The organism is Sphingobium tyrosinilyticum, assembly GCF_042654265.1.
In the GTDB taxonomy this organism is placed as follows: Bacteria; Pseudomonadota; Alphaproteobacteria; order Sphingomonadales; family Sphingomonadaceae; genus Sphingobium; species Sphingobium tyrosinilyticum.
On sequence record NZ_JBHSFZ010000064.1, the window covers coordinates 1 to 26,949 of the forward strand.

General features: G+C 63.5%; 21 protein-coding genes and 1 tRNA gene. 5 read left to right on the forward strand and 17 right to left on the reverse strand.

The window, feature by feature from the left end; all coding sequences use genetic code 11:
- Positions 1–225: 225 nt before the first annotated feature.
- The 9 genes from ACFO3E_RS17525 to ACFO3E_RS17565 form a co-directional block, all read right to left on the reverse strand.
- Positions 226–1,527 carry an MFS transporter gene (locus ACFO3E_RS17525; RefSeq protein ID WP_066523832.1) on the reverse strand — a complete coding sequence of 434 codons (1,302 nt, stop codon included), beginning with the start codon at positions 1,525–1,527 and terminating at the stop codon, positions 226–228.
- Entirely contained in the window at positions 1,524–2,153 is a 630-nt protein-coding gene (locus tag ACFO3E_RS17530; protein WP_066523831.1) for a retropepsin-like aspartic protease family protein, read from the reverse strand. Before ACFO3E_RS17530 ends, ACFO3E_RS17525 begins: the two co-directional genes overlap by 4 nt.
- A 4-nt stretch (positions 2,154–2,157) precedes the next feature.
- Positions 2,158–2,943, reverse strand: coding sequence for an MBL fold metallo-hydrolase (locus tag ACFO3E_RS17535; RefSeq protein ID WP_066523830.1), 786 nt, complete (start codon positions 2,941–2,943; stop codon positions 2,158–2,160).
- Positions 2,940–3,728: a TatD family hydrolase gene (locus ACFO3E_RS17540; protein WP_066523829.1), complete on the reverse strand. Its 789-nt coding sequence runs from the start codon at positions 3,726–3,728 to the stop codon at positions 2,940–2,942. Before ACFO3E_RS17540 ends, ACFO3E_RS17535 begins: the two co-directional genes overlap by 4 nt.
- Before the next feature lie 4 nt (positions 3,729–3,732).
- The gene (gene metG / locus ACFO3E_RS17545) at positions 3,733–5,295 is read right to left on the reverse strand and encodes a methionine--tRNA ligase (RefSeq protein ID WP_066523828.1); all 1,563 of its coding nucleotides are present in this window, start codon (positions 5,293–5,295) and stop codon (positions 3,733–3,735) included.
- A gap of 43 nt (positions 5,296–5,338) precedes the next feature.
- The gene (locus ACFO3E_RS17550; RefSeq protein ID WP_066523827.1) at positions 5,339–6,310 is read right to left on the reverse strand and encodes an AAA family ATPase; all 972 of its coding nucleotides are present in this window, start codon (positions 6,308–6,310) and stop codon (positions 5,339–5,341) included.
- Positions 6,307–6,933, reverse strand: coding sequence for a dTMP kinase (gene tmk / locus ACFO3E_RS17555; protein WP_066523826.1), 627 nt, complete (start codon positions 6,931–6,933; stop codon positions 6,307–6,309). Before tmk ends, ACFO3E_RS17550 begins: the two co-directional genes overlap by 4 nt.
- The gene (locus ACFO3E_RS17560) at positions 6,930–8,093 is read right to left on the reverse strand and encodes a D-alanyl-D-alanine carboxypeptidase family protein (protein ID WP_066523825.1); all 1,164 of its coding nucleotides are present in this window, start codon (positions 8,091–8,093) and stop codon (positions 6,930–6,932) included. The genes tmk and ACFO3E_RS17560 overlap by 4 nt, the downstream gene beginning before the upstream one ends.
- A gap of 113 nt (positions 8,094–8,206) precedes the next feature.
- Positions 8,207–9,253, reverse strand: a complete 1,047-nt coding sequence (locus ACFO3E_RS17565; protein ID WP_066523824.1) for a lytic murein transglycosylase — start codon at positions 9,251–9,253, stop codon at positions 8,207–8,209.
- A 148-nt stretch (positions 9,254–9,401) separates the two neighbouring features.
- Between ACFO3E_RS17565 and ACFO3E_RS17570 the strand changes: the two genes are divergently transcribed.
- The 3 genes from ACFO3E_RS17570 to ACFO3E_RS17580 all read left to right on the forward strand — a co-directional run bounded on the left by ACFO3E_RS17570 (position 9,402) and on the right by ACFO3E_RS17580 (position 10,524).
- Positions 9,402–9,491, forward strand: a tRNA-Ser gene (locus ACFO3E_RS17570).
- Positions 9,492–9,592: 101 nt separating this feature from the next.
- On the forward strand, positions 9,593–9,829 hold the full coding sequence (locus tag ACFO3E_RS17575; RefSeq protein ID WP_066523823.1) for a hypothetical protein: 237 nt from the start codon (positions 9,593–9,595) through the stop codon (positions 9,827–9,829).
- A 278-nt stretch (positions 9,830–10,107) separates the two neighbouring features.
- Positions 10,108–10,524, forward strand: coding sequence for a DUF983 domain-containing protein (locus ACFO3E_RS17580; protein WP_156518352.1), 417 nt, complete (start codon positions 10,108–10,110; stop codon positions 10,522–10,524).
- 132 nt (positions 10,525–10,656) lie between these two features.
- Here ACFO3E_RS17580 and secA read toward each other — a convergent pair whose 3' ends face one another.
- Complete coding sequence (gene secA / locus ACFO3E_RS17585) at positions 10,657–13,389, reverse strand: preprotein translocase subunit SecA (protein ID WP_066523822.1); 2,733 nt, start codon at positions 13,387–13,389, stop codon at positions 10,657–10,659.
- Positions 13,390–13,542: 153 nt separating this feature from the next.
- On the opposite strand from secA, the gene argJ reads away from it, so the two are divergent.
- Both argJ and ACFO3E_RS17595 read left to right on the forward strand, forming a co-directional pair.
- Entirely contained in the window at positions 13,543–14,769 is a 1,227-nt protein-coding gene (argJ, locus tag ACFO3E_RS17590) for a bifunctional glutamate N-acetyltransferase/amino-acid acetyltransferase ArgJ (RefSeq protein WP_066523821.1), read from the forward strand.
- The gene (locus tag ACFO3E_RS17595) at positions 14,769–15,581 is read left to right on the forward strand and encodes an inositol monophosphatase family protein (RefSeq protein ID WP_066523820.1); all 813 of its coding nucleotides are present in this window, start codon (positions 14,769–14,771) and stop codon (positions 15,579–15,581) included. Before argJ ends, ACFO3E_RS17595 begins: the two co-directional genes overlap by 1 nt.
- Positions 15,582–15,659: 78 nt before the next feature.
- On the opposite strand, the gene trxA is transcribed toward ACFO3E_RS17595, so the two are convergent.
- Genes trxA through ACFO3E_RS17630 form a run of 7 tightly spaced genes read right to left on the reverse strand, consistent with a single transcriptional unit; the run spans position 15,660 to position 26,889 of the window.
- On the reverse strand, positions 15,660–15,980 hold the full coding sequence (trxA, locus tag ACFO3E_RS17600; RefSeq protein ID WP_066523819.1) for a thioredoxin TrxA: 321 nt from the start codon (positions 15,978–15,980) through the stop codon (positions 15,660–15,662).
- 30 nt (positions 15,981–16,010) lie between these two features.
- Complete coding sequence (addA, locus tag ACFO3E_RS17605) at positions 16,011–19,451, reverse strand: double-strand break repair helicase AddA (protein ID WP_380806821.1); 3,441 nt, start codon at positions 19,449–19,451, stop codon at positions 16,011–16,013.
- A complete protein-coding gene (gene addB, locus ACFO3E_RS17610) occupies positions 19,432–22,407 on the reverse strand; it encodes a double-strand break repair protein AddB (protein ID WP_380806823.1) in 2,976 nt (991 codons plus the stop codon). Before addB ends, addA begins: the two co-directional genes overlap by 20 nt.
- The gene (locus ACFO3E_RS17615) at positions 22,400–23,110 is read right to left on the reverse strand and encodes a nucleotidyltransferase family protein (RefSeq protein ID WP_066523816.1); all 711 of its coding nucleotides are present in this window, start codon (positions 23,108–23,110) and stop codon (positions 22,400–22,402) included. Before ACFO3E_RS17615 ends, addB begins: the two co-directional genes overlap by 8 nt.
- On the reverse strand, positions 23,107–24,093 hold the full coding sequence (locus ACFO3E_RS17620; RefSeq protein ID WP_066528447.1) for an aminoglycoside phosphotransferase family protein: 987 nt from the start codon (positions 24,091–24,093) through the stop codon (positions 23,107–23,109). The genes ACFO3E_RS17615 and ACFO3E_RS17620 overlap by 4 nt, the downstream gene beginning before the upstream one ends.
- Positions 24,090–24,548 carry a tRNA (adenosine(37)-N6)-threonylcarbamoyltransferase complex ATPase subunit type 1 TsaE gene (tsaE, locus tag ACFO3E_RS17625; RefSeq protein ID WP_066523815.1) on the reverse strand — a complete coding sequence of 153 codons (459 nt, stop codon included), beginning with the start codon at positions 24,546–24,548 and terminating at the stop codon, positions 24,090–24,092. Before tsaE ends, ACFO3E_RS17620 begins: the two co-directional genes overlap by 4 nt.
- Positions 24,541–26,889 (reverse strand): sensor histidine kinase, encoded by a 2,349-nt coding sequence (locus ACFO3E_RS17630; RefSeq protein ID WP_066523814.1) that lies wholly within the window; start codon positions 26,887–26,889, stop codon positions 24,541–24,543. Before ACFO3E_RS17630 ends, tsaE begins: the two co-directional genes overlap by 8 nt.
- Between the last annotated feature and the right edge of the window lie 60 nt (positions 26,890–26,949).

Here is a 26,949-nt window from a genome sequence, read left to right on the forward strand (position 1 = left end):
GATACCACCGTCATCCGCGTACTCCCTGCATCCAGGGAGCACCATGCCACCAGTGACATCTCTAATTTGCAGAGGGTGACATTTCTAAATGGCGCTTACAGGCCTTATGTCCGATAATATATATTATGTTAAATTGATATCTGGTCATGCAAGTGGGAGGCATCTGGCGGCGGTCGGTCCGGCGAGATCGGCAAACTGTCCTTAGATGCATTCCACACCATCAACTCAGTCTTCGCGGATCTGGCTGTGGCGCTGCGTGTCGCGCATGCGGATGTAGATGATCAGCGAGATGCCGATCATCACCGTCACATAAATGTAGAACGCCTGCTCGATCCCCGCCTGCTTGAAATAGAGCGCGACAAACTCCGCCGTGCCGCCGAACAGCGTGTTGGCCAGCGCATATGGAAGCGCCACGCCAAGCGCCCGAATATGCGCCGGGAAAAGCTCGGCTTTTACGACAGCGTTGATCGATGTGTAGCCGGTAACGATGATGAGCCCCGCCATCACCAGCAGACCGGCGATCAGCGGATCGCGGGTCACGGCCAGCGTCGCGAAGATGGGATAGGTGAAAAGCACGCCCAGGACGCCAAAGCCGATCATCAGCGGCTTGCGCCCGATGCGATCCGATAGGGCGCCAGCAACAGGCTGTAACATCATGAAAAATAACAATGTTATGCCATTGATTTGCGATGCGGCTTCCCGGCTCAGACCAGAGGTGTTGACCAGGAATTTCTGCATGTAGATGGAATAGGCATAGAATGCGATCGTGCCGCCCGCAGTGAGCAGCATAACAGTCAGTGTCTCGCGCGGGTGGTTCGTCACAAGTTCGATGAAGCCTGACCGGGGCGCGGACTCGGCTTTGGCGACATGAAAGCTTTGCGTTTCGCTGAGACCGCGGCGGAGCCAGAAGACGATGACAGCAAGACCGCCGCCAATCAGAAAGGGTATGCGCCAGCCCCACTCGTCGAGTTGTTGGTCGCTAAGCACGCCCTGAAGTACAAGCAGAACGCAAATTGCAACAAGCTGTCCGGCTATCAATGTAACATATTGAAAACTCGAGTAGAAACCGCGCCTATCGCGGCCAGCCATCTCGGACAGATAGGTCGCGCTGGCGCCATATTCACCACCGATCGAGAGGCCCTGAATGAGGCGGGCAACGACCAGGAGCAGGGGCGCGCCTACGCCGATCACCTCATAACCGGGCGTCACAGCGATGAGCAGCGACCCGGCGCACATGAGTGCGACAGACAGGGTCAGGCCGCTTTTTCGGCCATGACGATCGGCATAGACACCCATGGCCCAGGCACCGATCGGCCGCATCAGGAAGCCAACGGCAAAGATGCCGGCCGCGCTCAACAGTTGCGCGGTGCGATCCTCGCTCGGGAAGAAATGCGGGGCGAAATACAGCGTAAAGGCGGCATAAGCATACCAGTCATACCATTCGACCAGATTGCCCGTGGACCCACCGATGATCGCCTTCAGCCGCTCGCGCTGCGTCGGCGGACGATGAGGGAGCGGCGCGGTCATGGCGTCAGGACCATCTCACCATCCTGCACGCCCCAGCTTTTCAGGCGCGAAAGCAGGTTCATGCCAATGACGTTCACCTCCCCAAAGGCCGGCGAAATGACGATCGGCAGATCGCTCGCACGGATCGGGCCGATGGCGAGGGTGGAAATGGAAGAACGCTTGGCGTCTATCTTCCCATTGGCCGTCATCATCGATACGCCAGGTGCGGCAAGATCGAAGTTCAACCCCGCGGCTCGCGCCGAACCGACCGACAATGCGGTGATGCTGGCGCCGCTGTCTATGAGAAAGCGTGTCGGCGTACCGTTGACGCTTCCTTCCACCCAATAATGGCCGTCTGGTGCGATGGATATCCGCAGCGCTTGCCCCTCTGCACGCGCGGGTGGCAGGGGCGCCTCTGGAGCCGACGGGGAGGAAGCACCGTCCCCTACCCCGTTCATCCGGCTCGAAAAAAGGCCGGCCTGCTCACCCATTTTGAAGAGGCCGAGTAGGATAGCGAAGATGATAACCCAAAGCAGCGCCATGCGGAGCATGCCGCCCAAGGGCGCGCGTCGGGCGAGAAGAGCCGATCCGACGAGGACGAGCGCCAGGACATACCAGAGGCTGGACATCGCCTGGTCGCCATTCATGCCATCAATCCCCCGCCTCGCTCAATTCGATCACCATGCCGTCATAGCCCGGTTCGATACCGTCGGGCAGGCTTTGCCGCAGTGTCGCATAATCCATGCTCTGGTCCATATGGGTCAGAATGGCGCGGCCAGGACTAACCGCAGCGATGCCGTCCAGGGTCAATGCGAGATGAGGATGGGTTGGATGGGGCTTTTCCCGCAACGCATCGACGACCCAGATATCCAGGCCATCATAAAGGGCGATCATCTCTGGGGTAAGTGCATGAAAATCAGTTGCATATCCGACGGACCTGCCGCCATGTGCAAAGCGAAAGCCGGTCGAGAAAATCTCACCATGGGGCTGGTCCGTACAGGTGATATCGATGTCGCCGATGCGCAAGCCATCGGGAAGAACATGCGGTTCTATGGTTGGGTGATAGCCCTGACGGCCTTCAAAGGCGTAGGCGAAACGTTCGTTCAGCAGCTTCAATGTCTGGCGGCGAGCATAGCCCGGCACCGGCGCGCGGCGATGATGGTAAAGTTGCCGCACATCGTCGATGCCGTGGCTGTGATCAGCGTGATCGTGGGTCCACAGGATCGCATCGATATGGATAACATCGGCCGCCAGCAGCTGAGCGCGCATGTCCGGTGAGGTATCGACGAGCAGCCGCGTAGTCGGACTTTCGACCAGGATAGAGACGCGGGTGCGCCGGTTTTTAGGCTCATTGGGATCACATGTACCCCAATCATTGCCGATCCGCGGAACGCCCGACGAAGTGCCGCACCCCAGGATGGTGAGCTTGAGGCTCATGCGGCCTCCGAGGCTCCGATCTTGCTGAAGAGGGTATGGAAATTGTTGGACGTAGCCTCGGCCAGCCGCTCGATGCTTTCACGGCGTAGATTGGCCAGGAAGCGGGCAGTGTCGGCGACGAAGGCCGGCTCGCAAGGCCTGCCGCGATGGGGCACGGGAGCAAGGAAGGGCGAGTCCGTTTCAATCAACAGCCGGTCGAGCGGCAAGCGCGCGGCGGTTTCCTGAAGGTCCTTCGCGTTCTTGAAGGTCACGATGCCGGAGATGCTGATATAGAAGCCCAGCTCCAGCGCCGCGTCGGCGAAGGCGCCGCTGGCGGTGAAACAGTGGATGACGCCGGGATAGGCCCCCTTCTCCATCTCGTCGCGCAGAATGGCCAGCGTATCCTCTTCAGCGTCGCGCGTGTGGACAATCAGCGGCAGTCCGGTCTGGCGCGACGCGGTGATATGGGCGCGGAAGCTGTTCTGCTGCCGGTCGCGGTCACTATGATCATAATAATAGTCGAGGCCGGTTTCACCGATGCCGACAACGCGCGGATGGGCGGCGCGCTCGACCAGCTTGGCGGTATCGACATGGGGATGCTCGTCCGCTTCATGGGGGTGGATGCCGACCGTCGCCCAGACATCGGGCTCATGCTCCGCAGTCGCGAGAACAGCGTCCCATTCGCTTTCGCGGGTGGCGATGTTGAGCATCAGGTCCACGCCCGCCCCGCGCGCGCGCTCAAGCACATTCTGCTGATCTTCGATCAAGCCTTTGTAATTCAAGTGACAATGGCTGTCGATCAACATTGGTTCAGGCGTCCGCTTCGGTCAGTTCAAGGCGCGGGAAAAGCGGTTTCGGCGGGCTCAAGGTAAAGCCGGTGGCGCGCAGATCGGCATAGAAATCGGTGCCGATGGCGGCAAAGGTTCGCCCTTCTCCGCCGATGCCCATCTGGTCGAGCAGCGCGGTGGCGCTGGCCGGGATGATGGGCTGGATAATGATGGCGAGGCTCGCGATGGCTTCGTAGAGCGTCGCGAGAACTGCCTCCATGCGGGCGGGGTCAGTCTTGCGAAGCGCCCATGGCGCCTGCGCGTCGATATAGGCGTTGCAGGCGAAAACAGCGCGCATCCATGCCTCAATCGCGACCGAAGGAGCAAGATCGGCCATCGCCGACTGAAAGGTCCGGGCGGCTTCTGCAATGGTGTTGAGGAGCTCGCTATCGACATCCTGCGCTGCGGGTTGCGGAAGGCGGCCCTCCAGATTCTTGGCGATGAAGCTCAAGGTGCGCTGAGCAAGGTTGCCGAAGCTGTTGGCGAGATCGCTGTTGGAGCGAGCGACGATGGCTTCGGCGCTGTAGCTGCCGTCATTGCCGAAGGTGACTTCGGACAGGAGGAAATAGCGCAGTTGATCCACGCCGAAGCGATCGGCCAATTCCATCGGGTCGGCGACATTGCCGACCGACTTCGACATTTTCTCCCCGCGGTTGAGGAGGAAGCCGTGGCCGAATATCTGTTTAGGCAGTGCCAGCTTCGCACTCATCAGGAACGCTGGCCAGTAAACCGCATGAAAACGCACGATATCCTTACCGATGATGTGCGTGATGTCACCACCGTCGGACCAGTAGCGGGCCATGCGTTCGGCGTCATCGGGATAGCCGCAGCCGGTCAGATAATTGGTGAGCGCGTCCACCCAGACATACATAACATGGCCGTCTGCGCCTGGCACCTTCACGCCCCAATCGAAGCTGGTGCGCGAGACGCTGAGGTCCGAAAGGCCACCCTCGACGAAGCGCATGATCTCATTGCGGCGGCTGTCGGGCTGGATGAAGTCGGGCTGGCTGGCGTAGAGGTCAAGCAGCTTTTGCTGATAAGCTGAAAGGCGGAAGAACCAGCTTTCCTCGACTGTCCATTCGACCGGCGTGCCCTGGGGCGATAGCTTCTCACCGCCCTCCCCTTCGACCAGTTCCTTTTCGTCGTAAAAGGCTTCGTCGCGGACTGAATACCAGCCTTCGTAACGGCCGAGATACAGGTCGCCGCTTGCCTCCATCGCCTGCCAGATGGCCTGGGAGGCGCGGTGATGATCAGGCTCGCTGGTGCGGATGAAACGATCATAGCTGATGTTCAGCCTATCGTTCATATCCTTGAAATAGGCTGACATTTCGTCAGCAAGCGCGCGCGGTTCGATGCCGCGATTGCGCGCCGTCTGGGCCATTTTCAGGCCATGCTCGTCGGTGCCGGTCTGAAAGAAGACATCACGGCCCATCATCCGCTGGAACCGAGCAATCGCGTCGGTGGCGATCACTTCATAGGCATGGCCGATATGGGGGCGGCCGTTCGGATAGGAGATGGCGGTGGTGATCGTATAGGGCTGCGACATGGGCCTTCCCTAGCGGCTGTTGAGGCGCGCGCAAAGCCGCTTTTCAGCGCGGATCAGGCGCAAGTGCGGCAACGTGACCGGCAAGTTCGAAGGCGACGGCAGCGGGATCGAGTGAGAGAATGATCGCGCCGCCCGCGAGTTGACGCGAGGCTTCCCAGCGGTCGAGCGCCACGCCGAGCGCCGGACCGCTGCGCTGACGGGCGGCATCGGCGATGAAGGCCGGGACGCGCTCGAGAAAGGCTTCGTACCGGGGGCGGGCGGTTTTGCCGGAGAGCGCCTTGGCGAGGACGAGGCGGTGACGATTGCCGGGGTCCCCTTCCCGCGCGATGGTGCGCAGGATGCCGTCAATCTGCGCGACGTCGAGCCCGGCGTAACGCAGCGCCTTGCCGGGCGCGCCCTCGCCCAACGCGGCGAGCGTTTCGATTTCGTCGGGAGGTAGGTCAGGCTTTTCGCGACGCAGGACGGTGCGCATGGTCTCATCGTTCAGCGGGTCAAAGCGCAAGGTGCGGCAGCGGGAGCGGATCGTCGGCAGCAGGCGGCCGGGCGCGTGGCTGACGAGCAGGAAGAGCATGTCGGCGGGCGGCTCCTCCAGCGTCTTGAGCAAGGCGTTGGCCGCGCCACGTTCCAGATCATCGGCGCTGTCGATCATGACGATGCGGCGGGAAGAGAGCGAGGGCGCGGACTGGATCAGCCGCTGAAGACCGCGGACCTGATCGACGCTGATGTTGCGGGCGGTGCCGCTTTCCTTTTCGAGGCAATAAAGTTCGGCATAGTCAGGGTGCGCGTCGGCTTCGATGAGCTTGCGAACCTGGTGGTCTGCCGGGACGGAGAGCCCCGGTGCGTCGGGCGCTGGTCCAGCGGCTTCGGCGAGCAGGCGGATGGCCAGGGCGCGGGCGAAGCTGGCCTTGCCGATACCGCGCGGCCCGGCGAGGATCCAGCCATGATGCATGCGACTGCTGCGGGCGGCGGCGAGCAGCATGGCGGCTTGCGCGTCATGGCCGACGATGGTGGTCATGCGAGAAGGTCGCGGATCGCCTCGAGCAGGCGAGCGGTGACCTGGGCGGGGTCTCCGGACGCGTCGATCGGGCGGATACGCACCGGGTCCTCAGCGGCGAAGCGGGTGAAAGCCTGGGCGACGCGCTGGTGGAAGGCACGGTCACGGCCGCCGATGCGGTCGGCCTCTCCGCCGTCGCGGACATTGGCGCGGGCTTCGGCCTCGGCTTCAGGGAGGGTGAGAATGAAAGTGCGGTCGGGCAGGAAGCCGCCGCTGCCGACATCATGGAGCGCCAATATGTCGGCGTCGCTCAACTCGCCCATGCCCTGATAGGCGCGGCTGCTGTCGAGAAAGCGGTCGGACAGCACCCATGCGCCGCGATCGAGCGCGGGGCGAATGGTCTTTTCGATATGGTCGGCGCGGGCAGCGGCGAAGAGCAAGGCTTCGGCGCGCGGGCTCCAGCGGTCGGCCGCGCCGGTCAGGAGCAGCGCGCGGATTGCCTCTGCGCCGTCGCTGCCGCCGGGTTCCCGGGTTTCGACGACTTCCAGGCCATGGGCGCGCAGGGCGGCGGCGAGATCCCGCACCTGCGTCGATTTGCCCGCGCCCTCCCCGCCTTCCAAGGTGATGAAACGGCCGCGCGTCACCCGAAGAAGGACTTCAGGCCGTTCCACAGGCGGCCGAACACGCCTGCTTCAGACACGTCCTCGCCTGCAACGAGCGGCAGCACCTGCGGCGGCGTGTCGGGCGTGGAGACGATCAACTCGGCGATCTTCTGCCCCTTGGCGATCGGCGCCTTGATCGGGCCGGTATAGGCGACCTTCACCGCAACATTGCCCGACGCGGTGCGAGGCAGCGTCACCGCCATGTCCTGCGGCGCGACGAGCGGGACGCTGGTCGAGCTGCCGAGTTGGACTTCGGCGGTCTCAACCGTCTGGCCCTTTTTGAAAAGCGGCTGCGCCTTCCACGCCTTGAAACCCCAATCCATGAAGCGGACGGATTCGGCGACGCGGCCGTTGAAGGTGGGAAGGCCGGCAACGACCATTACCAGGCGGCGGCCATCCTGTTCGGCGGAACCCGTGAAGCCGTAACCGGCCTCCTCCGTATGGCCGGTCTTGAGACCATCGGCGCCAGCCACCTTGCCCAGAATCGGGTTGCGGTTGGCCTGCGCGATGTCGGACCCGCCCATCGTCTTGCCCCAAGTGAAGGAGCGGGTGGCGTAGAAGCGCTTGTAGAGGTCCGGCGTTTCCTCGATGGTCGCTTCCGCGAGGCGGGCGAGATCCTCGGCAGTCACATAGGTAACGCCCTCATCGGGCCAGCCATTGCTGGTGCCGAAATGGCTGTTCTTAAGGCCAAGACGCTTGGCTTCATCATTCATCAGCGCGACGAAAGCCTGCTCCGTCCCTGCGATTCCCTCAGCCAAAACGACGCAGGCGTCATTGCCGGACAGGGTGACGATGCCATGGAGGAGATTTTCCACCGACACCTGTTCCCCCACCGAAAGGAACATGGTCGATCCGGCGGCGGGGCCGTGCCACTGCTTCCAGGTTTCCGGCCGCACGGTGAATTTCGTGTCGAGTTTCAGATCGCCCTTCTGGATAAGGCGGAAGGCGACATGGGCCGTCATCATCTTCGCCATCGAGGCAGGTGGCATGCGCGTTTCACCGCCCTTGTCGTAAAGCACCGCTCCCGAGGACAAGTCCTTCATATAAGCGATCGGCGCCTCGCTTGTATAAGGCGGCGCTGCAGCCGTGAGCGGCTGCGCCAGCAATCCGACAAAGAGGATGGCGGCTACGGACTTTTTCATGAGGACTGCCTTCGCACTGGTGGATTCGGGTAATGAGAATGCCCTGTGCCAGTCATTAGCCATGACACGCACATTCTCAAGAGGGCTGGCGCAGGCGGAACATCCCGGCGTAATTATTGCCTGACGGCGTCCGCCAGAAGGCCCACCGACAAGGCGTAGAAGTTCGAGCAGTTATAGTCGAGGATCGCCCGATAATTGCTGGTGAGCAGATAGGCGGTCTTGCCCGGGCCGTCGGGCTCCAGCAGCGTCGCCATCACCCCATCCGCAGGCCAGCTCCCGCCGGAGGCCATGATGCCGCGGCTGCGCCATTCGGCCATGCTCAGCCAGCGGCTGTGGCGATTGAACACGCGGGGGCATCGTGCTGGAGTGGTACGCGCAGCGACGCTGGCGCGGTCGAAGGTTGCGGGCACCGATACGGCCACGCCCCAAGGCTGACCGCGCCGCCATCCGGCATTGACGAAATAGTTGGCGATCGAGGCGAGCGCATCGGCTTCGCTGTTCCAGATATCGATGCGGCCATCCCCGTCCCCATCCTTGCCAAGGCGCAAATAGACGCTGGGAAGGAACTGCGGATAGCCGGTAGCGCCTGCCCAACTGCCGACCAAACGGCTGCGAGATACGCCATTGTCGAGCATCTTGAGCGTGGCGAGCAATTCAGGTTCGAACAGGCTGCGGCGCCGGCCCTCATAGGACAAGGTCGCGAGCGATCGGATCAGGTCGAAATCGCCGACATAGGAGCCGTAATTGGTTTCATGGCCGTAAATCGCGACCATGATTTCTTCAGGCACGCCAGTTTCCGCTTCGATCCTGGAAAGCCGCGCCCGGTTGGCGAGATAGGCTGTCCGCCCCCGGCTGATGCGGGCCGCATCGACATGTTGACGGCGATAGGGTTCGAAATTGGGGATAGGCGAATAGGCCCCTCCCCCCGGCTGGCTCTGATCCAGCTGGACCACGCGGGGGTTGGGCGTGAGCGTCGGGAACACGGAATCCAATGTCGCGGGACGAATGCCCATGGCGGTGGCCTTGGGCCGCAGGGACTCCAGATAAGAACGGAAAGCCGGGTCCTGCCCCATGTCTTGCGTCATGCCAGCGCCCGCCATCAGGCTTCCCGCCGTGATCACGGCGAAACGCAGCAGAAGCGAGTGAATGGTTGAACGCATTGAAGAATCTCCCTCGCCCCTTTGTGGCACAGTGAAGCGGGGAGGCGAAATCCCCGTCATCGCCATCATCAGCCAAGAACGCGCCGAAACGCCATTTTGGTCATTTTGCGCTTGGCTTGGCCACAAGGTTCGCTAGGAAGCTCCGCACGGACAGGTGGCCGAGTGGTTTAAGGCAGCGGTCTTGAAAACCGCCGTGGGTTTACGCTCACCGTGGGTTCGAATCCCACCCTGTCCGCCACATCTTGACGATCGTTACGGGGCTGCCTGCTGCTTAACCAGCGTTAAGGAGTAGCGGTCATCATCATGCTAACATCGAATTTCTCGATCGGGAGGTTTGCGATGACTGGCAATACAGACGCACGTTATCTTTTCCGGCGTGCGCGGGAGGAAGCCGCCAAGGCAAACAATGCCTTGGCCCGGCATGCTTCTGCCGAGGAGGTCGCTGCACATCGGGAACTGGCGCTGCGCTACAAGGTAAGGGCGCTGGCGGCCTCTTGCCCGGATCAGGTGTTGCACGACGCCATGGAAAATTTCGACATGCCGGGCGATCGAGGCGCCGGTAAGTCCGCGCATTAAGCCGGCAGATCTTTAAAGAAAACGCCCCCGCGCAAGGGATGCCGGGGGCGTGACCTGTATGCTGTCGGGCATCCAAATCGCGTCGCCGTGTAGCAGAGGACATGGGGCGCGGCAATCCGGAAGATCCCTTATTCCGTAGCGTCAGACAATCACGGCCTGATTGGCTCAGCTGACCTCGCGCGGGAGTGGGACAAAAAGGCCAATTGAATTCGAACGCGTTGTCCTCACATGGGGCCATGCAAAGCAAAGGCCAGATGATGGACAAGGGAAAACAAGACATGGCTCAACCCGCCAAGAACTGGCCGCGCCGGTCGCCGATCGAGACCGGAGCACTGGGGCGATGCCCGCGATGCGGCGAGGGGCATATTTTTCGAGGCTTCCTGACGCTGCGGGACCGGTGTGAGGTGTGCGGGCTGGACTATTCCTTCGCGGACCCTGCCGATGGCCCGGCGGTGTTCGTGCAGTTGTTCGCCTGCGTTCCGGGCGTGATCTTCATCGTGATGCTGGAGATATTGGCCCGCCCGCCGCTGTGGGTGCACATCGCGGTGGGCATTCCGGTGTTGATCTTGACGACCGTGCTACCGTTGCGGCCGATCAAGGGTTGGCTGGTGGCGGCGCAATATGTGACGAAGGCGCAGGAGGCCGGGACCGCCGACCTTTGGGCGAAGTTGCATGGGGATGATCGCGGGGGGTGAGCGTCTCCTGATTTTGATCCGTTACCCCGGAGGTAATCCGGGGCCTTCGTATCGCTTAGCGAACCCCAGGACAAAGCGGGACCCCGGATCAAGTCCGGGGTGACGAGTGAATGATTTTGGACCCGCTGGTAATCAGGCCAAGGCGCCGTGGCAGTGCTTATATTTCTGTCCGGAACCGCAGGGGCATGGCGCATTGCGGCTGATATCGAGATTGGCGAAGTCGCCTGGCTGTGCATTCCCGACAGGTGGCCGCGGCAGGGTGGTTGTAATGCCGCCGAGCTGGCCTGCATCAATGTCGCTGCTATTATCCTCGCCCGAGAAGGGGTCGATATGCGTGGTGATGAAGTCGGGCAGCACGGGCAAATCGAACTCGGGGAGCGGTTCTTCCATCCGGAACTGAACGCGGGCGATCGAGCCGGTTACGTCCTCGCGAATATTGCTGAGCATGCGCTCGAACAGGGCGAAAGCTTCCTGCTTATATTCGTTGATCGGCGTCTTTTGCGCATAGGCCCGCAGATGAACGACCTGGCGGAGGGCGTCGAGGGTGGAGAGATGCTCCTTCCAATGGTGATCAAGGCTCTGGAGCAGGATCGACTTTTCGATCATGTGCCAGTTTTCCGGATCGATCTCCTTCACCTTCTCCGCCACTGACTCGTCGGCCAGCGCATTCAGACGTTCCTCGATCATCTCCGGATCGACGGCGTCTTCGGAGAGCCAGGCGTCGAAATCAGGTTCCAGGCCAAGGATTTCGGCAGTGCGCGCCTTGAGCCGGTCGATATCCCATTGTTCGGGATAGGTGCCGGGCGGGCAGGATGCGCCGACCAAGTCATTGACCGTTTCACGGCGCATGTCAGTGACCACATCATCCACCGTGTCGGCGTCCATGATATCGGCGCGCTGCTCGTAGATGACTTTGCGCTGGTCGTTCATGACGTCGTCATATTCGACGACCTGCTTGCGGATATCGTAGTTGCGCGCCTCGACCTTCTTTTGCGCGGTTTCGATCGCCTTGCTGAGCCATTTGGAGGGGGGCAGCGCTTCGCCATCCTCCAGGTTCGAGCGGATCATCTTCGCGAACATCGTGTCCGGCCCAAAGATGCGCATCAGGTCATCGTCGAGGCTGAGATAGAAGCGCGAAAGGCCGGGATCGCCCTGACGGCCCGAGCGGCCGCGCAACTGGTTGTCGATGCGGCGGCTCTCGTGGCGCTCGGTCGCAAGCACGAACAGGCCACCGGCAGCGAGCACCTCGGCCTTCTCGGCCTCGATCTCCGCCTCGATCCGGGCGATGGCGGCCTCGCGCTCCGGGCCCTCCGGCACATCGCGCAGCTCGTCCTCGACGCGCATTTCCAGGTTGCCGCCCAATTTGATGTCGGTGCCGCGACCGGCCATGTTGGTGGCGATGGTCACCGCGCCCTTGCGGCCCGCCTGCGCCACAATGTGGGCTTCGCTTTCGTGGAAACGCGCGTTGAGGACCGCGTGTTCGACGCCTTCCTGGTTCAGGAACTCGGACAGCATTTCAGACTTTTCGATCGACACCGTGCCGACCAAGACCGGCTGCCCCTTTTCCGCATGGACCTTGATGGTCTTTGCGATGCCGCGGAATTTGTCTTCGAGATTCTTGTAGAAGCTGTCTTCCTCATCGACACGCTGCACCGGCCGGTTGGTCGGGATGGTAACGACGTTCATCTTGTAGATTTCGTAGAATTCGGTCGCTTCCGTTGCGGCCGTGCCGGTCATGCCCCCGAGCTTCGGGTACATGCGGAAAAAATTCTGGAAAGTGATCGAAGCGAGTGTCTGGTTCTCCGGCTCGATCTGGACGGCTTCCTTGGCCTCCACAGCCTGATGCAGGCCGTCCGACCACCGGCGACCTTCCATCATTCGACCAGTGAACTCGTCGATGATGATGATCTTGCCATCCTTTACGATGTAATCGATGTCCCGGCGGAACATGACATTCGCACGCAACGCCTGATTGACGTGGTGGACGACGGCGGTGTTCTCGAAATCATAGAGGTTCGCGCCCTCAAGCAGGCCCGCATCCTCCAGCATGCGCTCAATCTTTTCGGTGCCATCCTCGGTCAGGGTGACGGTGCGCTGCTTTTCATCCTTCTCATAGTCGGGTTCGTCGAGGCGCTTCACGATCGCATCGACAGCGACGTAGAGTTCCGACTTGTCGTCAGTGGGGCCCGAGATAATCAGCGGCGTACGGGCTTCGTCGATCAGGATCGAGTCCACCTCATCGACGATGGCGAAGTTGAAGGGCCGCTGCACCATCGACGCGCGGTCATATTTCATATTGTCGCGCAGGTAGTCGAAGCCGAGTTCGTTGTTCGTCGCGTAGGTGATGTCGGCATTATAGGCTTCGCGGCGCTGATCCTCCGACAAATTGGGGACGATCACGCCGGTGGTCAGGCCAAGGAAGCGATAGACCTGGCCCATCCAGTCGCAGTCGCGGCTGGCGAGATAGTCGTTCACCGTGACGACGTGGACGCCTTTCCCTTCCAGCGCATTGAGGTAGGTGGCGAGCGTCGCGACCAGCGTCTTACCCTCGCCAGTGCGCATTTCGGCGATCTCGCCGCGATGGAGCACGATGCCGCCGACCATCTGGACATCATAATGGCGCTGGCCCAGCGTGCGCTTGGCGGCTTCGCGGACGGTGGCGAAGGCTTCGGGAAGCAGGTCGTCCAGGGTTTCGCCCTGAGCCAGGCGTTCCCGGAACTTGGTGGTCTGCGCCGTCAGTTCCTCGTCGCTCATGGCGGAAATGGCCGGCTCGAAGGAAGCGATGCGATCGACGATCTTGCCCAGCGACTTGACGTAGCGGTCGTTGGACGATCCGAAGACTGACTTGGCGAGTGCGCCGAACATGCAAGTTCCTGACAAAAGGGGGTCGCGCACCCTGTTCAAGGTGACGCGCACGGATATGCGCGGCGATTTAGGGTTTGGGCGGAAGATAGTCAATTGAGAGCAGTTGACGCGGGCGAATGTTGACCGCCGCCGCATATCCGCTAATCCGCCCCAATGACACAGCGTTCTCCCCTTGCCCCCGAAGCTTTTCCCGATCTTCCTCCCATTGCTGGGGTGACCATGCGCGTGGCGCGGGCCCGGTATAAGAATTGGGACCGCTGTGATCTGACCTATGCCGAGCTGGCCGAGGGCACCGTGGTGGCGGGTGTCACGACGCAGAGCAAGTGCCCTTCCCCCGAGGTCGAATGGTGCCGTGACGCCATCCCGCTGGGCTCAGCGCGCGCGCTGGTGGTGAATGCGGGCAATGCCAATGCCTTCACTGGCCATCGCGGCCGGGCCGCCGTCGAGGCGATCGCGGCGAAGGTTGCGAACCATCTGGGATGCCTGCCCTCGGACGTGTTCATTTCCTCGACCGGAGTGATCGGAGTGCCGCTGCCCGTGGACAAGGCGGAGGCCGGACTGGAAGCAGCCTTCACCGCACCTGCTTGCGGCTGGGAAGAAGCTGCGAACACGATCGGCACCACCGACACCTATGCCAAGGGCGCACGCGCAAGTGCGATGATCGGCAGCACGCGGGTCGAGTTGGTGGGGATCATCAAGGGTTCGGGCATGATCGCGCCGGATATGGCGACGATGCTCGGCTATATCTTCACGGACGCCGCGATCGAGCCCAAGCTGCTGCAGCAGATGCTGTCGGCCGCGAACAAGCGGACCTTCTCCTGCATCACGGTCGATAGCGATACTTCGACCAGCGACACGGTTCTGGCCTTCGCGACGGGCAAGGCGGGCAATGCCCCGCTTGCATCGATGGATGATGCGGGCGCGGACGCCTTCCAGGCTGCGCTTGGCGACCTTTGCCTGCAACTGGCGCATCTGGTGGTGCGTGACGGCGAGGGCGCTTCCAAGTTCATCGAAATCAATGTCGAAGGTGCGGACAGTGACGCAAGCGCGCATCGCATCGCGCTATCGATCGCCAACTCGCCCCTGGTGAAGACCGCGATTGCGGGCCAAGACGCCAACTGGGGCCGCGTCGTCATGGCCGTGGGCAAGGCGGGTGAGCCCGCTGATCGGGACAAGCTGTCCATCCGCTTCGGCGTGACGCAGGTCGCTTCGGCTGGCCTCGCCGTTGAAGGCTATGACGAAGCACCCGTAGCGGCACACCTCAAGGGGCAGGATATTGAGATCGGCGTCGACCTGGGCCTGGGCGAAGGCCGTGCGACAGTGTGGACCTGCGATCTGACGCACGGATATATCTCGATCAACGCGGATTATCGCAGCTGATGCCGATCGAACTGCATGATCCGGTCGTCGCTCTGATGCGCGAGGTCGCGCGGGATGTGATCATGCCGCGCTATCAGAATCTGCGGGCCGAGGAGATCAGCGAGAAAGCCGTCGATGACCTTGTCACCATCGCGGACAAGGAAAGCGAGATCAGGCTGGCCGAGGGCCTGGCGAGCATCCTGCCGGAAGCCGGGATCATCGGCGAGGAAGCTTGTGCAGCGGACCCGGCGATCCTCGAACGGGCCGGTGACGGGCTGAACTGGATCATCGACCCCATAGATGGCACCGGGAATTTTGCGGCGGGGCGGCCGCCTTTCGGCATCATGATCGCATTGGCGGATGCAGGCACCACGTTGGCGGGATGGATATTGGACCCGCTGACGGGAAGGCTGTGCCACGCCATTCTCGGTGCTGGCAGCCATATCGACGGCGAGCGGGTGCAAGCGCGGGAAAGCGGTGACGTGCTGCCGATCGCGGCGCTCGCGGTCTATTTCATGACGCCTGAGGAGCGCGCGGACATTCAGGCGCGTGCGGACGGGAATTTCACGCTGGTGGACATTCCGCGCTGCGCAGCCGAGCAATATCCGCGCCTGGTCCTTGGGCAGAATGACGTGTCAGTATTTGCCCGCACCTTGCCATGGGATCATGCGGCAGGGACGTTATTGCTCAATGAAGCAGGCGGCTGTTGCCAGCGGCTGGACGGGTCGCCTTACATGGTAGGCGATTTGCGCCGGGGACTGCTGGGTGCATCGTCGCCGCGCCTGTGGGACGCAGCGGCCGAGACGCTGTTCGGTGAAGCCCGTTCGGGCTGAGCTTGTGGAAGCCCAGCCCTTCTTCTTCGAATGAAGCGGATGCCCTTCGACAAGCTCAGGGCGAACGGACGAGATGGCTTACAGGACGCTTTCGATCCAGCCCTTGAGCGCGCTCTTGGGAGCCGCACCGACCTTGGTCGCGGCGGCTTCGCCATTTTTGAACAGGATCATCGTCGGAATACCGCGCACGCCATATTTGCCGGGGGCCTCCGGATTCTCGTCAATGTTGATCTTCGCGATCGTGACCTTGTCTGCCAGTTCGTCGGAGATTTCCTCCAAGGCTGGGCCGATCATCTTGCAGGGGCCGCACCATTCTGCCCAGAAATCGACGAGCACGGGCTTGTCGGCGTCGATCACGTCCGCCTGAAAGCTAAGGTCGGTGACTGCCTTGGTAGCCATATTATATATCTCCTTCAGTTGGGCGGATATCTAGGATGATGACGCACCCGTCTCAACGGGTGAAAGCGGCAAATTCTCCTCCGCGGGGTAGAAGCCGGGCTTGTGCGCTGCCAGCAGATCATCGGGAAGCGTGATCAGGCGCGGCGCGCTGGTATAGAGGAGCCCCGCCTCAATGCGGCGGTTGGGGAAAATCACCTGAAGCGCGGCGGCATAGGCGGCCATCTGGCGCACATGGGCGGACGGCACTTCCTCCGGCGTCAGGGGGGCGATGCGGCCAGTCTTGAAATCCACGACCTGCACCAGATCCGGAGAGACGCAAAGGCGGTCCACCGTTCCTGCAACGACCACCTCGCCGACGACCGCCGCGACCGGGGCTTCGGCCAAGGCTCCGGGTTTGAAGAGAGGCGCAAAATCGCTGTCTTCGATCACCCGCAACGCCTGAGCGATGATGTCATGACGCAACGCGGAGTCCGAAGCACCCTGCTGCTGAAGCCACCGGTCTGCGCGCTCCCTGCGCTGGCCTGGGGGCACATCGGGCAAGCGTTCGAACAGCGCGTGCAGCCATCGGCCGCGTTCGCTGGCGGCACGCATGGCGGGCGTAGGCGGGGGATAGGGAACGTCATCCTCGACCGGCGCGGACGGCGCCAGGGGCCGGGGCGGACGCGCTTCCTCCGGCGCAGGTTGGCGCAGCCAGACCGGTTCGGCATGGACTGCGCTTTCGCTGACCGTTGAGGTTTCGGGTGCGCGAGATGGCAGGACTTCCCTACCTTGCCAGCGGCGGCGGGCGCCCCATAGGGGGTCATCCTCCCACTCGGCGCCCAAAGCGATGAGCGCATTTTCAACGGCGCTGAACCAGCTTTCGGGCTGAGACAGCCCCCTGGCGCGGGGGCCGAGCGAGCCGGTAACGATCAGCCTTTCCTCTGCACGCGTAAGCGCGACGTAGAGCAACCGCCAATGCTCCTCCCGCTCGGCGGCGCGGGCGTCCTCCAGCACCTGGCCTATGGGGCCAAGCCGCTCCGATTTGCGCGGGGCGAGGATCGGCAGGCCATTCCACGCCAGCGAGTCGCTACGCGTTCCGGCATCCGGATCGAGGCAGGCGTCAGCCAGTATGACGACCGGCGCCTGGAGGCCCTTTGCCCCATGGACCGTCAACAGACGAAGCGAGTCGCCCTGCGCCGCAGCATCGCGGACGATCTCCACCTCGCCCCGGTCGAACCAATCGACGAAGCGTTGGAGCGAGGGATGGTCGTCGCTCTCGAAAGCGAGCGCGGCGTTCAGCAATTCCTCGATCGGGTCGGTGGCCTCGATGCCCAGCCGCTCGATCAGGCGGCGGCGTCCCTCCATGAGGCCGGACAGGATTGCTTCCAGGTAACGGTAGGGCGTGGTGAGGTCCGCGCGGCCCAGCAGGGTGCGGAGTGGCGCGAGCAAATCGTCGTCCAACGTGCGCGCAAGATGCTGCCACAAGCCGATCCGGCGTCCCATGGCGCGGATCATCAGATCGTCCTGCGACCAGCCGAGCAGCGGCGAGACGAGGAGCGCGGCGAGGTTCAGATCATCTTCGGGCTGTACGGCGAAGCGCAACGCCGCCAGCAGGTCGCGCACGGCAAGCGGCGCGTTGAGGCGCAGGCGGTCGATACCGGCAACGGCGACCCCCTCCTCATAAAGTCGCGCGACGATCAGGCGCGCGAGTTCGCTGCGGCGGCGGACGAGGATCATGATGTCGCCGGCGGTGACAGGTCGGCCGCGGCTTTCGAGCATCATGCGGTCATGGATCCATTGGCGGATCTGGCGGGCGATATTCTGAGCGAGCAGGCGTTCCTGATCGGCGACCCAATCCTCCTCCCCCTCCGCGTCATCAGACAGGCCCGCGATGGCCGGTTTCCAGAGCAGGACCTCGCCGGGAAAGCGATTAGCGCTGATATGGCGGACATCGCCTTGAGGGAGGCCCAGTCTTTCGGCGTTCAAGGTGGCGATAGTATGATCGACGACATCCAGCACCGCGGGGGTGGAACGGAAGCTGCGTTCCAGCGACAGGTCGTGAAAGGGATGATCGGCATCCTCGGCATGACGCTGAAACAGGATCTGAGCGGCGGCGAATGCCTGCGGGCTGGTGCCCTGGAATCCGAAGATCGCCTGCTTGAAATCGCCCACGGTGAAGACGGTTCGAACCCTGTCGCCCTTCGCGCCCTCGCCAGCAAAAAACTCGGCGGCGAGGGCGCCGACGATCTGCCACTGGCTGACATTGGTGTCCTGCGCTTCATCGACCATGATGTGATCGATGCGCTGATCGAGCTTGTAGCGGATCCAGTCGGCAATGCCGGGCTGCGACAGAAGGCCCGCGGTGCGGGCGATCAGGTCGTTGAAATCGACGGCCCCGGCGAGTTGCTTCGCTTCGCCATAGGCGCGGGCGTAGGCGCGTCCGGCGTGCAGCCCCTGGGCGAGCAGGTCGGCATAGGTGGCCAGCGCCTTGAGGCTCAACAGCTCGGCACAGCGGGAATGGAGCCGCGCGCTTGCTTCGCCATAGCCATCGATTGGCGGCACCCAGCCCTTGGCGGAGATGATGTCGCCGTCCGCCTTCGCCCAGGCCGCGTGCAGATCAGCGAGCATCTCGGCTCGCCCAAGGGCGTCGAGGGCGCGCCAGCGAGCGATGCGATCGCAACGTTCGAGCGCACGACCTGTGCCCCAATCCGCATTGGCCTGCGCAACCCAGGCGAGAGAACGCATATCAAACTGCGCGTCGTCGCATTCGCTGGCGATGTGGGCGATAATATCGCCTTCGGGCAGGCCGAGTTCGCGGTAGAGCCAGGGGGCGATGCCTTCCGGCAACTGTTCAAGCGCCGGGAGGTGCGCAGCGCAGCGGATGAGGAATTGCTCCGCCCCGCCCTCGCCCAAGCGCAAGCTGATCGCCTGCAGCGATTGCATCAGTGCATCGTCGCCTTGCTCCTGCGCGCGCACGACGAGGTCCGCGAGCGTCTGGCGGGCTAGATGCGCCTGTTCGCGCTGGTCAAGGGGACGGAAACCGGGGGATAGTTCGGCCTCTAGCGGAAAGGCGGTCAGCAACTGCTGACAGAAGCCATGGATGGTCTGGATGCGAAGACCGCCGCCGGTGGATTCCAGCACTTCGGCAAAGAGGCGACGAGCGCGGTCGCGCGCCTCCGGACCGGATTCTTCGTGAAGCGCCTCCAGATCCGCGAAAAGTTCGCCCTCCTCCATCTGGACCCAGGCGGCGAGGCGATCATGAATGCGGTCGGCCATTTCGGCCGCACCAGCCTTGGTGAAGGTGAGACAGAGGATATTTTCCGGCCGCACGCCCTGAAGCAGCAGGCGAAAGACGCGAGCAGTCAGCACATGGGTCTTGCCCGTTCCGGCCGAGGCGGAAAGCCAGACATGCGCGTCAGGCGCGGCGGCCAGCGCCTGCGCGCCGGCGAGCGGCTGGAGAGCGCTTGATTTCCTAGCCATCGTCGCGCCCATACCATTCTTCCAGCCGCATCAACTGGTCATAATCGCCATAGCTGGCCACTTCAGGATTTACCTGCGCGTCGAAGGGAGCCTGGCCGGTGAGATAAGCGCCAGCCACCTCCTCGAACCGGGCATGGACGAAGGAGGTGAAGTCGGCCGTCACGATCTTGTCGCGCTTGCCCATCGGATCAACCGGGCTGTCCCGATAACCGAATGCGTCATTCTTCTTGGCGAGCGACCAATATTCGAAACAGCCTGCCGTCTGCGCACTATCGATTGCAGGGAAGCCGCCCTGCTCCGCAATCAAGCCGAGCAGGCCCAATTGCAGCGAATAGCCTGCCTTCACCTGTTTGGCGCTGGGGGGCTTGCCCGTCTTGTAATCGACGATGGCGAGCGAGCCGCCCGGCATGCGATCGATCCGATCGGCCTTGCCTGTCAGGGTGACGCCAGCGATATCGGCGCGGCCGTCGGTTTCCACGGCTAGGATCGTGCGGCCCGCGGCCTGATCGGCGGCGACCTCCACAGCGATCCATCGGATCGCTTCGATAAGACGGGGTTGCCACAGGGCCTTGAGCAGCGGGTGAACATCGGGCCGGTCGAACATGGCGCGGGCACGAGCTTCAAGATCAGCCGGGTCGCGACGCCCAGCCTCGGCCCACCGCTGGAGAATTTCATGAACGGCTGTGCCCCGCCATGCCGGCCCCGCGTCGGCATCGATCGGATCGAGGCGGTTCAGCCGCAGGATGCGCTTGGCGTAGAAGGCGTAGGGATCCGCTTTCAGGCGATCGACGTCGGTGACGGCGATCAGCTTTGGGCGGACGGACCCGGGCGGAACTGGCGCCGGACGGCGGCTGGGCTTGTGGCTGGTTGGACGGTCGAGCGCCTGCGCGAGCGCGGCGTAGCGGTCCGCGCTCTTCCACTGAGGCCCCGCCATGGCCTTTAGCCGCAGCCAGAAGCGGGAGGCGACAGCAGGTCCTCCCGTACCTCTTCTGGCGCGGGTGATGAGGACATGGGGAGCGCCGAGCGCGCTCGCAAAGTCATGGGCAGCGCGCCCGATACGGCTCTCAAGCCCCGGAAGGCCAAGCTCCCGCCTGATCCGGGGAGCGAGCCAGGGGTCGGGCGATGGCAGGCCAGGCCAAGTGCCTTCGTTGAGGCCCCCCAGGATCATGACGTCAGCCTGCACAAGCTGCGCCTCGATGAGACCCAAGATGGCGATACGGGGATGGCCGCCTTGCACCGGACGGATGGACAGGCCGCCGAGCATATGGTCGAGGAGGGTCGGGAGCGAGCGGACATCTGCCTGCTGCGGCCCTTCAGCGGCGGCCTGCTCCATTTCGGCGAAAAGATCGGCGGCGGCGCGGCCCTGGACGCCCGACCAGACTGCGTCGCCGGTCAATATCCCGGCCTGCTCCCGGATCGCGGCGAGTTGAGCCGAGAAGGACGGAGCGGTAGTGAAGACCTGCTCCAAGGGAAGGAGCAGCGCGCGGGCTGTCTGCCACCATTGCAGCACTTGCGCGCGCAGGTTGCGCTGGCGGTCCTCTCCCTCCCGCGCGGCGAGCAAAATGTCGATGCCTTGGAGTCCAGCGGGAGGACGCGGACCGCGGAGCAATAAATCCAGCCCGCGCACGCCCTCCAGCCAAGGCAAACGCTGATCGCCGCGCATCACCAGCGGATGTTTCAGCAATGTCAGCATGGCAACGGGCGCGAAGCGTTCCGCCACCGCTTCGGCAAGAGCGATGAGCAACGTGCCGGGCGGCAGGCGCGACAGTGGCAGACCAGCGGAATCATCGGCCGCGATGCCCCATCGCGCCAGGTGGGCGGAGACACGAGTCGCGAGTTGACGGTCGGGGGTGACCAAGGCTGCGGTGCGGCCCGGCGTCTCGATGGCTTCGCGCAACGCTATAGCGATTGCCTGCGCTTCCTCACCGGGTGTCGCCACTTCCAGCGCCTCCACCCCAGCGAGCGAACGGTCGGCCGTCTTGAGATCGCGCCAGCGGCTGGTGAGGCGGGGAGGCAACATCGCGTTCGAGATGTTGCGGTTGCGGACTGCCCGCGCGTCATGCTCGCTGCCCCAGCGCCACAGCGCCACATCGTCGCGCGTCGCGCTCATCCGGTCGAGCAGACGCTTCAGGGCATATTGGGGGTGGCTTTCATGCCCTGCCGGGGCACGGCCTGTGATCGGGTCCGCTGGGTATGGGCCGATCGCGTCCCAGGCCACATCGTCCATTTCCTGATCCAGCCCGGCGAACACGACACTGCCGCGCGGCAGAATTGCGATCTGCCGGAGGAGGCTGGCGACGGCGGGCGCTGTTGTCGCAATCCCTGCGGCGATGACGAAGCCAGACGGCGACTCCTCGCCCCAGCGCGCAGCCAGTCGATCAAATAAGCGATTGCGCCGATCGGCAAGGTCGATGAGGCCGAGCCGGGCAAGTTCCTCCGGCCAGCGACGGATGAGGATGGAAAAGAGATCGAGCGATCGCTGCCAGTGGCCGGAAAGCTCGTCGGAAAGGGACAGATCGCCGAGCGCCGTGACGGGCACCCGCTCCACCTGCATCTGGTCGAGCACGGCGCCGAGCGCCTGTCCGAGCTTGATCGCCTGGGCCGCATCGATGGGCGGGCTGGACGCCTGCTGCACCATACGGGCCAGGATCATTTGCCGCCGCATCCGCGCGATCGCGGGCGGGATCGCTTCCCCCTCGCCCAGCGGATCGAGCGCCCCGCCGGCCTGCTCTCCCAGGTCCGGATCACCGATCGCGACCAGTCGCGGCAGCAGCAATCCACCGCCTGACCGGCGGACAAAGGCGTCGCTGACCGCGCGGATGGCGCGGTTGGTCGGCAGCAGGATCATGCCCTGTGCCAAAGCCATGGCGTCGCCCCCATGCTGGGCGATGATGCCTGCGGCCAGCGCGTCGGAGAAGGCACGGTGCGCCGGGATGTTAAACAACGCAGGCCGGGTGCGATCACCCATGAGCGAGCATAGACTCTACAATCGGAATGGCGCGCGGCGTGCCGACATCGAACCAGAGGCCCTGGTGCGATACGCCATAGAGACGGCCCGCCTCTATGGCCCGATTCCAGAAAATGTTGGTGGAGAAGACGTCCGATGGCGGATCGACCAGCAGGCTGGGCGAGAGGATCTGCACACCTGTAAAAACGAAGGGCGCGACATGGGCGGGTTTGCGCCGGCTGAGATGGCCGGTTGCGTCCATGTGGAAGTCACCAGGACCCGTATGACAGTGCGCTCTGGCCAGCGGCACCAGCAACAGCAGCGCATCCATCCGATCGGGGTCCCACAGGCGCTGCATCATGCCCAATGTTTCCTGCGGGCCGTCGATCCACAGATTGTCGCTATTGGCGCAAAAGAAGGGCTTGTCCCCAAGCAGGTGCCGGGCATGGATGAGCCCCCCGCCCGTCTCCAGCAGCTTGGCCCGCTCGTCGGAAATCAGCACCTGCATGCCGTTGCATTGCGCATGCAGATGCGCCTCCACGGTGTCGGCGAGATAATGGACGTTCACCACGACCTTGCGGACCCCACCCGCCGCAAGCCGGGCGAGCGCATGATCCATCAAGGGCTTGCCTGCAACCTTGACCAGCGGCTTTGGCCGGGTCGCCGTGAGCGGACGCATCCGCTTGCCGAGCCCTGCCGCCATCAGCATTGCCGTGTCGATCATGCCGGGGCCTGATCCTGAAGAGCGGCATGGCGCTTGTCTGCCGGGATATTCCCGGCAAACCATTCTGCGACCGGCGCAAGGGCGGGATGGGCGAGATCGCGCTCCAGCAAGTCCCACATGCGGGGCAGGAAGGAAAGATAGCGCGGCTTTCCGTCACGCTTCCAAAGGCGGGTGAAGATACCGATGATCTTCGCATTGCGCTGAGCGCCAAGGACTGCATAGGCGGCGTCGAAGTCGGCTGGCGGATTGGCGATCACGCGATAATGGTCGAGCATCGCAGCTTCTACGGCCGGCGGCACATCGCGCCGGGCGTCCTGGAGCAGCGACACAAGATCATAGGCTGGATGGCCCGCCAGCGCGTCCTGGAAGTCGAGAAGGCCCAGGCCGCGTGCTTCAGGCCGATCGATCAGCATGATGTTTTCGGCATGATAGTCACGCAGCACGGTGACCCTGGAACTGGCGGACTGTTCGACGATCGGCAACACAGCGTCCCATGCGCGAACATAGGCGTCCGCATTCACGGGCAGACCGATGGCCGGGCAATACCATTCGGTGAGCAGGCCAGCCTCCCGCTGATACACTTCGCGGTCGTAGGGCGGCAAGTCTGCGGCGGGCAGGCGGTGGAGGTCGGCGAGCAGTTCGACGGCGCGCGTATAAACCTCGACCTCATCGACGGGACGATCGTCCAGATGTTCCTTGACCCGCAGGTCGCCGAAATCCTCGATAAGCACCAAGCCTTCATCAAGATCGCGCGCCAGGATGGCGGGTGCTGCAAAACCCTGCCCCACCAGATGCTCGGCAATGGCGATGAAGGGACGCGGATCCTCATGAGGCGGCGGCGCATCCATCAGCACGGCGCGGCGGGCGCCATCGACGACGCGGAAATAGCGGCGAAAAGAGGCGTCACCCGCCAGCGGAACGATCGCCGCACGCTCCCACCCTGCAGCTGAGAGGAACGCGGGAGCGGCGGCGGGCGGGATCATATCTGCGACCATCGCTCCGTCCAAGCGTCCGGCACGCGCGCTGTCAAGCGCCGAGCGCCGTTGGGTTCGATGTCGATGTGGAGCCGCAGCGCATCGGGCCAGGTGTCCGGACCCAAACGGTCGGGCCATTCGACGATCAGCAGACTGTCCATGAGATAGTCATCGAGCGCCAGCTCCTCCGCTTCCTCCGCATGATCCAAACGATAGAGATCGACATGAGCGACGGGCAGCTTCACTTCGGGCACGTCATAGGGCTGGACGATGGCGAAGCTGGGGCTCGGAGCTTCCCCTTCGAGGCCCAGCCCTTCCAATATTCCGCGCGCCAGCGTCGTCTTGCCCGCTCCGAGGCCGCCTTCCAGCGCGATGACGTCGCCAATGCGCGCCAGATCGGCGAGGCGGCGGCCGAGCGCCAGCATGTCCGCTTCATTCGCCAAGGCGACGGCCGGTTCAGCCACGGGGAAGCTCAATCACGGCCATGGTGCCCTGCCCCGGCTCGGACACAAGTTGCAGGCTTCCGCCGTGCGCTTCGGCCAACTGCTTGGCCAGCGGCAGGCCGATACCCGCCTTCTCTCCATTGCGCGCCTGCTCCGCACGGGCAGCGGCATCGAACAGGCTTGCCTGACGCTGAACCGTGATGCCGGGACCGTTATCTGATACGACCAGCCGAGCGCTGTCTTCGCTGCCATCGCCATGCAGCAGCACGCGCGCGCCACGCCCGCTGTAGCAGACGGCATTTTCCAGCAGGTGGTCGAGCGCCTGGCCGATCCTGCGGCGGTCACCTTCGACTTGGCCCAGCGTTTCATGAAGCGATAGGGCCAGGTCTATCCCCTTAGCCGTGGCTTCGCCCTTGATGCGCGCGACGCTTTCCTTCGCCAATTCGGCAAGATCGACCGGACTGCGATCAATCGGCAGTGTTCCCGCTTCGCCCTGGGTCAGGTCCAGAACATTGTCGATCAGCATCGAGAGCCGGTTGGTGCTCTGCAAGATACCATCGACATATTCCTTCGCCGACTCGCTGATCTCGCCCGCATAACCTGCGCTCATCATCTCGGCGAAGCCCGCGATGGTGGTGAGGGGCGTGCGTAATTCGTAGCTCATATTGGTGACGAAGGCCGTCTTCACCCGATCGGCCTGCTCCAGTGCTTCGTTGCGGTCGCGCAGCACCTGTTCGACGCGGCGGCTGTCGGTGACATCGAGCATGGTGAAAAGCGCGTTCCCATCAGGCAACGGGATAGCGGCGAATTCGAAGATGCGGCCGTCCGCAAAACCGACATGGCCGACGCGCTGCTTACGCTCAACCGTGGCCGCACGAACCAGTTCGCGAACGAGGTTGGCCTGTTGCGGCTTGGCTAGGCGCGACTGAACGGCGCGCAGCAGTTCGTCGATGCGCGGATGCTGGGCCAGCAGGTCTTCGGAAATGTCCCAGATCGTGCGGAACCGGCTGTTCCAGAGAGACAAGCGGCCGTCGGAGGAAAAGACGCCGATCGACTCGAACAGATTGTCGAAGGTCGCGGTACGGACCCGCAGCAATGTGTCGCGCGCGCTGGAAAGCTGCACCTGCTCGGTGCGATCCTCGAAGATGAGGAGCAAGCCGCCGTCCGGCAGCGGCTGGGCATAGACGCGTAAATGGGTGCCGTCGGCAAGCAGCCAGTTTTCCTCGCGGGGATCGGGCGAAAGGAACCATTCGCGGCGTTCCGCGCGCCAAGCGGGAAAGTCGCGATGTTCCGGCAGGCGGCGCGCTTCCCGCATGCGGTCCAGCACGCGCTCGAACACCGGCTGGTCGGCAAGATGGTCCTGATCAAGGCCGAACAGGCTCATGAACGGCTGGTTCCAGAAGCGCAGCGTCCGGTCCGGGCCGAAGCGCGCCACGCCGGCGGAAAGACGATCAAGCAAGTCGCGCTGCGCGTCTTCCAGGCGGCGATGCTCGACGCGGGCCTGCTCCAGTTCATTCTGGTCCATCGCGAAACCTGCGACACCAGCATCGCCCAGGGGCACATCCACGACGCGCATCGTGCGCCTCTCACCATCGATGGTGGCGGGCACCATCCGTTCTACAGCGCGGCTTTCTGCAAGCGCCTGTTCGGCCGCCGCTTCGGGGCTCAATCCGCCAACCGCCTCTACCAGTTCCGTGCCGTGGGCGATAACGTCGGCCGCATTGTCCCCGTCCACCGCACGGACATAAGCGGCGTTGACGAGGCTGAGACGCATGTCCGGGGTGCGATGCCACATCGGGAAGGGTGCGGCTTCGACTAGGCCAGCCAGCGCCTCCAGCGCGTCACGCAATTGCTCAACCTTGCTCGTCAACGCCTGGATTTCGGACTGGCTGTCGGTCGCGTCGAAAATCCAGAGGACCACGCCGCCGCTCTCCGCCAGGACCGGCCCCGCAGGCGCGCCACGAACAAGGAGCAGGCGCGAAGAACCTTCGCCGCGGACCGGCAGCGCGAAACTGCGCCCGGCACGCTGAGCGGCGGCGATTTCCTGCGCAAGGGCGGCGGCATCCTCTGGTTCCAGGCCCCCATCGGAAGCGGTCAGTTCAGAGACAAAAGTGGGAACACGGTCCTTGCCCAGCCATTTGGCCAGGCGATCTGCGGCTTCGATCCGGCCGTCGGCATGGATAATGACGGGCGCAGCGGGCGCGGATGCCAGAAGGCTCGACAAGCGGTCGAATTTGCCCTGCGCCTGCGTCCCTTCTCGCCGCATGCGTTGGCCCGTCGATAAGGCCCAGACGCCGGCGGCGAGCCATCCGGCGAGCACGATTCCCAATATGGTGGCGGCAAGAGGGGTCAATGACGTCATTGCGTCTGCTTACCCCTCGTCACGACCTGCCAGCCCCTTTGCATGATTATCAGGGGACTA

Excerpts from the sequence above, each read along its gene's own strand:
- ACFO3E_RS17580 (WP_156518352.1), top strand. The coding sequence starts at position 10,108 with ATGGCTCAACCCGCCAAGAACTGGCCGCGCCGGTCGCCGATCGAGACC.
- ACFO3E_RS17620 (WP_066528447.1), bottom strand. The coding sequence starts at position 24,093 with ATGATCCCGCCCGCCGCCGCTCCCGCGTTCCTCTCAGCTGCAGGGTGG.
- ACFO3E_RS17550 (WP_066523827.1), bottom strand. The coding sequence starts at position 6,310 with ATGACCACCATCGTCGGCCATGACGCGCAAGCCGCCATGCTGCTCGCC.
- ACFO3E_RS17540 (WP_066523829.1), bottom strand. The coding sequence starts at position 3,728 with ATGTTGATCGACAGCCATTGTCACTTGAATTACAAAGGCTTGATCGAA.
- addB (WP_380806823.1), bottom strand. The coding sequence starts at position 22,407 with ATGGGTGATCGCACCCGGCCTGCGTTGTTTAACATCCCGGCGCACCGT.
- addA (WP_380806821.1), bottom strand. The coding sequence starts at position 19,451 with ATGGGCGCGACGATGGCTAGGAAATCAAGCGCTCTCCAGCCGCTCGCC.
- ACFO3E_RS17560 (WP_066523825.1), bottom strand. The coding sequence starts at position 8,093 with ATGAAAAAGTCCGTAGCCGCCATCCTCTTTGTCGGATTGCTGGCGCAG.
- ACFO3E_RS17630 (WP_066523814.1), bottom strand. The coding sequence starts at position 26,889 with ATGACGTCATTGACCCCTCTTGCCGCCACCATATTGGGAATCGTGCTC.
- trxA (WP_066523819.1), bottom strand. The coding sequence starts at position 15,980 with ATGGCTACCAAGGCAGTCACCGACCTTAGCTTTCAGGCGGACGTGATC.
- ACFO3E_RS17595 (WP_066523820.1), top strand. The coding sequence starts at position 14,769 with ATGCCGATCGAACTGCATGATCCGGTCGTCGCTCTGATGCGCGAGGTC.
- ACFO3E_RS17575 (WP_066523823.1), top strand. The coding sequence starts at position 9,593 with ATGACTGGCAATACAGACGCACGTTATCTTTTCCGGCGTGCGCGGGAG.
- ACFO3E_RS17615 (WP_066523816.1), bottom strand. The coding sequence starts at position 23,110 with ATGATCGACACGGCAATGCTGATGGCGGCAGGGCTCGGCAAGCGGATG.
- argJ (WP_066523821.1), top strand. The coding sequence starts at position 13,543 with ATGACACAGCGTTCTCCCCTTGCCCCCGAAGCTTTTCCCGATCTTCCT.
- ACFO3E_RS17565 (WP_066523824.1), bottom strand. The coding sequence starts at position 9,253 with ATGCGTTCAACCATTCACTCGCTTCTGCTGCGTTTCGCCGTGATCACG.
- ACFO3E_RS17525 (WP_066523832.1), bottom strand. The coding sequence starts at position 1,527 with ATGACCGCGCCGCTCCCTCATCGTCCGCCGACGCAGCGCGAGCGGCTG.
- metG (WP_066523828.1), bottom strand. The coding sequence starts at position 5,295 with ATGTCGCAGCCCTATACGATCACCACCGCCATCTCCTATCCGAACGGC.
- ACFO3E_RS17530 (WP_066523831.1), bottom strand. The coding sequence starts at position 2,153 with ATGAATGGCGACCAGGCGATGTCCAGCCTCTGGTATGTCCTGGCGCTC.
- ACFO3E_RS17535 (WP_066523830.1), bottom strand. The coding sequence starts at position 2,943 with ATGAGCCTCAAGCTCACCATCCTGGGGTGCGGCACTTCGTCGGGCGTT.
- secA (WP_066523822.1), bottom strand. The coding sequence starts at position 13,389 with ATGTTCGGCGCACTCGCCAAGTCAGTCTTCGGATCGTCCAACGACCGC.